The organism is Proteiniphilum sp. UBA1028 (assembly GCF_002316955.1).
Taxonomy (GTDB): domain Bacteria; phylum Bacteroidota; class Bacteroidia; order Bacteroidales; family Dysgonomonadaceae; genus Proteiniphilum.
In genome coordinates this window covers 83675-88267 of the sequence record NZ_DCEN01000026.1, presented here as the reverse complement: position 1 = coordinate 88267, position 4593 = coordinate 83675, and the positions used below count along the sequence as shown (strand labels likewise).

Below are 4593 nucleotides of genomic sequence, written 5' to 3'. Positions count from 1 at the left end.
CCCGTCGTAGTTTCCTTTCCAGGATTCTTTGGCTGACTGCAGCAGGTTGAGCGTTCCCATCACGTTTGTTCTGGCAAACGAGAAGGGGTCGGTAATCGATCGGTCCACGTGACTTTCGGCAGCGAGATGGATGATGCTGTCAATATGAAAAGACTCCACCACTGACTGCATCTCGCTGAAGTCGCAGATGTCCGCCTTCACAAACCGGTAATTGGGTCTTCCTTCCAGATCCTGAAGATTGGAAAGGTTGCCGGCATAGGTCAGCTTGTCGAGATTCACAATCTGGTCGCCAGGATATTTATTCACAAACAGCCGGACAACATGGGAGCCGATGAAGCCCGCACCTCCGGTGATTAATATGTGTCGCATAGGGGTGGATTATTTTTGTCTTTTTCCGATAAGATAATTTCATTTTCAGGAAGCAGCCAGTCGATATGAAGCCGGGGATCATTCCAAAGAATACCCCCTTCGTGTGCCGGAGAATAATAGTTATCACATTTATATTGAAATATTGCCTTGTCGCTTAATACGGCAAATCCATGAGCAAATCCCCGCGGGATAAACAACTGCTTTTTATTTTCATCGGACAGCTCCATCGAGACGTATTGACCAAAGGTGGGAGAATTCTTCCGGATATCCACGGCTACATCCAGCACCCTTCCCAGCACCACGCGTACCAGTTTGGCCTGTTCAAAGGGCGGCTTCTGAAAATGAAGCCCCCGCAACACTCCGTATCGCGATTTGCTTTCGTTGTCCTGCACGAAAACGGTTTTTCTCACTTTCTCTTCGAACTTCTTCATCGAAAAGGATTCAAAAAAATAACCCCGATCATCTCCAAAGACTTTGGGCTGTATGACAAGCAACCCCTCTATTTCTGTTTTAATTACGTCCATTATACTTCTATTCTTTTTTCTCTTTGCTCCAATACCTTCAACCTGCGACCAACCTGACACTGTCCCTCACTGCTTAACTGCCGTACTCCACCAACCTCAACAGATACTGCCCGTACTGATTTTTTTTCATCGGCTCCGCCATACGCTTGAGGTCTTCTGCAGAAATCCATCCGTTGTGCCAGGCGATCTCTTCCAGACACGATATCTTAAGCCCCTGCCGTTTTTCCAGCACTTCAATAAATGTGGATGCTTCCGATAGCGAATCGTGGGTTCCGGTATCAAGCCATGCAAAGCCTCTGCCAAAACGCTGTATTTGCAGTTTCCCTTCGTGCAGGAATGCCTGATTTACCGTTGTTATCTCCAGCTCTCCCCGTGCCGATGGTTTGATCTGTTTTGCGATCTCCACCACCCGATTGGGGTAGAAGTACAAGCCGGTTACAGCCCAGTTGGACTTCGGGGCGACAGGCTTCTCCTCGATGCTGATGACCTGGCCTTTCTCATCGAACTCGGCGACACCATACCTTTCGGGATTGTTTACAAAATAACCGAAAACCGTGGCCAGCTCATTATTTTCCGCATCATCCACAGCCTTTTTTAACAAAGAAGGAAAGCCATTACCATAAAAAATATTGTCGCCCAGCACCAGACAGGCAGCATCGTTCCCGATAAATTCTTCCCCTATGATAAATGCCTGCGCAAGGCCATCGGGACTGGGTTGCTCCGCATAGGTAAATTGCACACCAAAATCCGACCCGTCGCCCAGCAGCCTCTGGAAGCCGGGCAGATCCTCCGGTGTGGAAATAACAAGAATCTCCCGTATGCCTGCAAGCATCAAAGCCGAGATTGGGTAATAAACCATTGGTTTATCAAAAATAGGGAGCAACTGCTTGGAAACTCCTTTGGTGATGGGATATAACCTTGTGCCGGAACCACCCGCCAATACAATTCCTTTCATAATCAAAAAATTTTACAAAGATATGAAATTCATTCAAGACATTCACCTGTGCCTATTCTATCGAATCAGGTCAGGGCGGAGACGTTTGGTACGTTCCACCGATTGATTATGCCTCCATTCCGCGATCTTCCGTTCGTGTCCCGAAAGAAGAACCTCCGGCACCTTCCATCCATTATACTCGGCAGGCCTTGTATACACAGGGGGTGCCAGCAATCCGTCCTGGAACGAGTCGGAGAGGGCGGACTGTTCATCACCAATGGCACCGGGGATTACCCTCACCACGGCATCGGCAATCATGGTAGCAACCAGCTCCCCCCCGGTAAGCACAAAATCACCGATCGAGATCTCCCGGGTGATCAGATGCTCCCTCACCCGGTAATCAATTCCCTTGTAATGTCCGCAGAGAATAATAACATTCTGCATGAGAGACAGCTTGTTGGCCGTGGCTTGCGTAAACTGCTCGCCGTCGGGCGATGTAAAGATTACCTCGTCATATTCACGTTGCGACTTCAGGTAGGTGATGGCCCGGTCTATTGGTTCAATCTGCATCACCATCCCTGCCTCTCCCCCAAAGGGATAATCGTCTACCCGTTTGTGTTTGTCGAGCGTATAATCGCGTAGGTTGTGGAGTCCAAATTCAACGAGTCCCTTCTCCTGTGCGCGTTTCAGGATACTCGTATTGAGCGCCCCTTCGATCATTTCCGGTAAAACAGTAATAATGTCAATCCTCATGCTTCACTTCTATTGCTTTCATCAAAAATAGTGGAAAAAAGAATCACTGCAAAATCATTCTCCTGTGGGAGGTGTGGTTCCCTGCTGCTGTCCGCTCTCTCCCTGCATCACATCTTCGTTGCTTATAGTGCGCTGCACCTTTTTCATCGAAGTCTTTAAGTCTCCAAAACGATAGGTAACACTCAGCCTGAAGTTTCGCATTGGATTCATGAATTCATTCTTCTGGGTAAATCCGGCACCAGTGGTGGTGGAGGTGAATGCCCTGTATTTGGAAAACAGGTTTTGCATATTGAGCGCCAGGTCGAGTTTTTCATGCAGAAAGCTTTTTTGCAGACTGAAAGAATAAAAATAGAATGCCGACTGTTCCGTCTGCAACTGAATACGGCTCAGAAAGAGTCCAGCATTGGCTCCCACCCTGAAATCCCCGGGAAAGGTAAAGGTAAGCCCGCCAAATGTACGTCCGGAGAAGCCGCTATTTTTCAATTCGCTATTTTTGGTGCTCCGGATATCGGTATAATTGACCCCTCCGTTGAGGTAGGTACGGATCATCCGGGTTGGTGTCCAGCTCACATACATATTTGTCCCCACTGTCTGATTGCGCCCGATGTTATCATACGTATTATGGGTTACAGACTTGTAAACTCCCTGCGCCTCGTCATACTCCTGCCTTATGAAGCTGTATGCCGTCACGGCATTTTTGGCAAAAGAGTAGTTGAGAGCAAGGTTGAAATTCAACTTCTGCGAGAAAGAACCATAATTGATATTGAAGTTATGCTGCTGCTCCGCATTGAGCCGAGGATTGCCGTAGCTGATATTGTTGGGGTCCACGTCGTTCACATAGGGATTCAGGTACCAGATGCCCGGACGGGAAATACGCATGTTGTAACCGCCCCGCAATGTTTGTGTCATTCCCAGCTGACAGGAGAGCGTGGCGGAGGGAACCAGGTCGAAGAAGCTGGTGTGTACAATCGTATCCAGGTCGCTGCTCATAAAGTGGATATCCTGCCGTGTATGTTCCCCCCGTAGTCCCAGCTTCATCCCCACTCTCCCCGCCTTATAGCTGTAACCGGCATAGCCGGAGGTGATGTACTGGGAGTGGTCCAGATCGTTTTTTCTGTTCGGATCGGGCTTCCACATATTGTCTGTCAGATCAAGGTAAGTATGGTCGGCGCGACTTGAATTATCCCTGAAAATATACTTTAATCCTGTTTCAATACTATGCTTCCTATTCAGGGGATTCACATAATCTACCTGACCGGTATGTTCGTTTCCGCCTGCGTTATTGGCACTTTTGATCCGGTAGCCATCCGGATAGTAAAAATCAGTGACATTGTAATATTCGCTTTCATATTCACTGTCATTGGGATTACTCTCAAACCGGTATGAGGCAGTCAACATCTCTCCCTTCTTTTTGAAGCTACGCTGATAATCGACCGACAGGTTCATCCCCCCGAACTGGCTTACGCTTTTATTTCGCGTATTGTAACTATAGGGGTGGGCACCAACGGAAAGGGCCTCCTGCAGGTTCAACGAATTAAAATCCCCCCCAAAACGGGAGACCGACAGGTTGAAGAGATGCAGGGTGTCGGGTTCAAAGCTCATGGAGCCATTTAAAAAGAGGCCTTTCCCGTTGCTCTTGTTGGTTCCATTGAGGGTGAGGGTATTCCCCGGATTGGGAGAATATTCACTGCGTGCAAAGTTGGACTTCGACTCAGGGCGAGACTGATAAAAATAACCAGCGTTGCCGGTGAAACCAAACTTGCCATATTTAGTAGCCAGATAGATGTTGCCACCATACCCGCCAAAATCATCACCGTTGGCCCCTACGGAACCGGAATAACCATCATCGGCCCTTTTATCAGTGACAATATTGATGATGCCGCCAATTCCCTCGGCATCGTATTTAGCCCCGGGATCGGTGATTACTTCAATATCCTTCACGCTGTTTGCCGGCATACTCTTCAACACCTGAGAAGGGTTTCCGGAAACCATATTCGAGGGTTTGCCGTTCAG

5 protein-coding genes are annotated in these 4593 nt (G+C 48.3%); all 5 read right to left on the bottom strand.

The genetic code is table 11. The features are described from left to right. Positions 1–369 (bottom strand): GDP-mannose 4,6-dehydratase (locus tag B3Z75_RS03790; protein WP_294067921.1); only part of this gene is annotated, 369 nt, incomplete at its 3' end. After that, positions 354–893 (bottom strand): dTDP-4-dehydrorhamnose 3,5-epimerase, encoded by a 540-nt coding sequence (gene rfbC, locus B3Z75_RS03785; RefSeq protein WP_294067919.1) that lies wholly within the window; start codon positions 891–893, stop codon positions 354–356. The genes rfbC and B3Z75_RS03790, both read right to left, overlap by 16 nt. Before the next feature lie 73 nt (positions 894–966). Beyond that, positions 967–1848: a glucose-1-phosphate thymidylyltransferase RfbA gene (gene rfbA / locus B3Z75_RS03780; protein WP_294067917.1), complete on the bottom strand. Its 882-nt coding sequence runs from the start codon at positions 1846–1848 to the stop codon at positions 967–969. Positions 1849–1905: 57 nt separating this feature from the next. Beyond that, entirely contained in the window at positions 1906–2580 is a 675-nt protein-coding gene (trmD, locus tag B3Z75_RS03775) for a tRNA (guanosine(37)-N1)-methyltransferase TrmD (protein ID WP_294067915.1), read from the bottom strand. Between the two features lie 54 nt (positions 2581–2634). Further along, positions 2635–4593, bottom strand: a 1959-nt coding sequence (locus B3Z75_RS03770) for an outer membrane beta-barrel protein (protein ID WP_294067913.1), incomplete at its 5' end; no start/stop codon positions are given.